We start from the raw sequence: 3,019 nt of genomic DNA, 5'->3' as shown, positions 1-3,019 counted from the left end.
AGTAGCGGCGCACACCCATACATCGCCGCTAAGCCATGCTGCTCCGGCACGTTCAGAGCCTGTTCAAGTACGTGTTCACGCTGCACGCGGTTCTCCTCTTTTACACTTCATTATCGAACCTTAGTGTCGTTTAACGCGCCAGTTTCTGCAAATGCGTGCGGAAAGCGGCGGGTTTCATCAAGCCGGTGACGCGCGAACTAGGAATTTCACGGCCACTGGCATCGAAAAATAAAATGGTCGGCAGGCCGAGCACGTTCAGGTGCTGGAGCAGAGCGCTGTGGGCGGCATTGTTGACGGTGACGTCTGCCTGTAACAGCTGCAGCTGGCCGAGCGCGCTCTGCACCTGGCCGTCGCTGAAGGTGTACTTCTCAAACTCTTTGCAGGCTACGCACCAGTCGGCATACAGATCGAGCATGGTGATTTTGCCTGCACTGCTTTGCAGCTGCTGGTTGAGCTGCTCAACGCTGCTGATGCGGTTAAAGCTGAGGTGCGCTGCCGATTCTGCCATTAGTGCGTTGCCGAAGGCCCAGTCCTGTAACGGGCGGGCAGCAATCAGCATCGCGCCCAGCAGCAGGATTTGCAGCACGCGCAGCCAGCCGCGATTGGCTTTCAGGCTGCTGATAAATGCCCAGCCGAAGAAGACCACGCCCAGCGCGCTCCACAGGCGCAGGCTCCAGGCATCGCCGATGACGCGTTTTAGCAGGAAGACCGGCAGGGCGAGGATGACGAAGCCAAAGCCCTCTTTGACCGTCTGCATCCACGGGCCTCTTTTTGGCAGCAGGCGGTTACCAAACAGCGTAATGGCAATCAGCGGCAGGCCCATGCCCAGCGCGTAGAGATACAGAATGCCGCCACCGGCCAGCATATTGTCACGCTGGGCGATATACAACAGCATGGCGCTGAGCGGAGCAGTGGTGCACGGCGAGCAAATCAGCCCGGATAGCGCGCCCATCAGGAATACGCCGGACAGCGCCCCCCCCGGCTGGCGGTTGCTCCACAGCATCAGGCGTGTCTGCAGAGAAGAGGGCAGCTGCAGGCTGAACAGGCCAAACATCGACAGCGCCAGCACGATAAACAACGCAGAAAGCACCATCAGGACGGCGGGAGCCTGCAGCGCCGCCTGGAAGCGCAGCCCGGCAGCGGCGACTACAATCCCCATCACGGTGTAGGTCAGGGCCATTCCCTGCACATAGACCATCGCCAACGCGAACAGGCGGTACTGGTGGTACTGGCGGTTGCCGCCGAGGATAATGCCGGAGATCAGCGGATACATTGGCAGCATGCAGGGGGTGAACGCCACGCCAATCCCGATCAGCAATGCCCACAGCGGGGAGAATGGCAGAGCGTTATCGCTGCGGGTCTCTGGCGCGGCGCTGACGGCGGCTGATGGTGCAGGCGCAGGGGCGCTGCTGTGGGCTGCTACGGAGTTGAGTGGCACGCTGCGGGTCTCCGGCGGGTAGCAGAATCCGGCAGCGGCGCAGCCCTGATAGGTTACCGTCATCTGCGAGCCGTCCCCGCCCTGTTCAATGGTGAACGGCAGCATCAGGCTGTCAGGATAGATCTCAGTCTTGCCGTAGAACTCATCTTCGTGTGGCTTACCTGCGGGCAGTTCCCACTGCGCTAGGGTCGCGCCCTGTACGCTGATTTTGATCTGCTGGCGATAGAGGTAATAGCCAGGCTTGACCTGCCAGCCAAGCATTAGTTGGTCATTTTTCTGAGAAAAATTAAAAATAAAGGCCTGATTGACCGGAGCAAACTGACTGTTACTGTTCTGCCCGAACAGTGACACGCTGGCATTCACGCTGAACAAGCTGATAACCAGCAGAAAAATAAGGGGGATAAGTCGTTGGGTCATAACGGGTCTTTCTCTCTCCATGTGGGACCGACCTTACGGGGAGAGAGATAATAGCATGACAATCACAGGGGAAGTGCGACCGGAATAGAGCGGGTCGACCGAAACCAAAGGTCGACCCATATATAATCAGGGGGCGACAATGTTTTCAGATACCGTGTAGGGGCCGATCTTTTTTTCCAATCGGCCCTTGATATCAGAGGAAGATACTGCCGAGTAGACTGGCCCCCTGAATCTCCAGACAGTTGGTATCACTTTAAGTTAGTGATAGTCTTAATACTGGTTTTTAGACTAGTCGTTGGCATCCGGATGATTGATATTTTAGGTCAAGAGAAACGCAGACAGCGCAGCGTTCAGGAAAAAATTGCCATTGTTCAGCTGAGCGTTGAACACGGTATGGCTGTGTTCTCTGGTCACCCGGCGGCATGGTGTTGCTGCCAGTCAGCTGTTCCTGTGGCGTAAGCTGTATCAGGAAGGCAGCCTGACCGCCGTTACTGCTGGAGAACAGGTCGTACCCGCATCGGAGCTGGCATCTGCAATGAAGCAAATTAAAGAGCTGCAGCGCCTGCTGGGCAAGAAAATCATGAAAAACGAGCTGCCAAAAGAAGCCGTTAAATATGGCCGACAAAAAAGTGGGTAGCGCCCGTGCCCTTGTTGTCGGAGGATGGCGAATAAGTCTCGTCAGTCGTTGCCTTCGGATCTCACGTGCGCCACTGCATGCTATGGCCCGTCGGTCAAAGAACGTAGCGCCCTTAAGGGCGCTACGTTCGAACACTCATGATTAAAGCTGATTTGTGGGTTCCTCGTAAACAATGCGCCCCTAAAATCCAGCAACCTCGCTACCGAAGAGCCTGTACTGGAGAGCTTATCCAAATTGATGGGTGTGATCACCATTGGTTTAAAGATCGCGCGCCAGCTTGTACGGCTTTAGTTTATGTTGATGATGCAACAAGTGCTTTGATACAATTAAGGTTTGTTAAATCTGAATCCACCTTTAGTTATTTTGAAGCAACCCGTGGCTATATAGAAAAACATGGCAACCCCCTTGCGTTGTACAGTGACAAAGCGAGTATTTTTCGAGTTAACAATAAAAATGCCACTAAAGGTGATGGACACACCCAGTTTGGACAAGCGATGCACGACTTAAATATTGAACGTAGCGCCCTT

At 55.1% G+C, this 3,019-nt stretch carries 1 protein-coding gene and 2 pseudogenes; 2 read left to right on the top strand and 1 reads right to left on the bottom strand.

The window, feature by feature from the left end; translation table 11 throughout:
* Positions 1-130 precede the first annotated feature (130 nt).
* Positions 131-1,855 (bottom strand): protein-disulfide reductase DsbD, encoded by a 1,725-nt coding sequence (locus BBW68_RS12735; protein ID WP_070135646.1) that lies wholly within the window; start codon positions 1,853-1,855, stop codon positions 131-133.
* A 261-nt stretch (positions 1,856-2,116) separates the two neighbouring features.
* On the opposite strand from BBW68_RS12735, the pseudogene BBW68_RS16960 reads away from it, so the two are divergent.
* Positions 2,117-2,619 (top strand): annotated as a pseudogene (locus BBW68_RS16960) (transposase); the annotation flags it as partial.
* Between the two features lie 16 nt (positions 2,620-2,635).
* Positions 2,636-3,019, top strand: a pseudogene (locus BBW68_RS12725) (ISNCY family transposase); the annotation flags it as partial.

Origin of the sequence: Candidatus Erwinia dacicola (genome assembly GCF_001756855.1) — a bacterium.
GTDB lineage: Bacteria > Pseudomonadota > Gammaproteobacteria > Enterobacterales > Enterobacteriaceae > Erwinia > Erwinia dacicola.
This window is presented reverse-complemented; position numbering and strand designations above follow the sequence as displayed.

Bases quoted from the DNA above. Each gene is read 5' to 3' on its own strand.
- BBW68_RS12735 (WP_070135646.1), bottom strand. From the start codon at position 1,855: ATGACCCAACGACTTATCCCCCTTATTTTTCTGCTGGTTATCAGCTTG.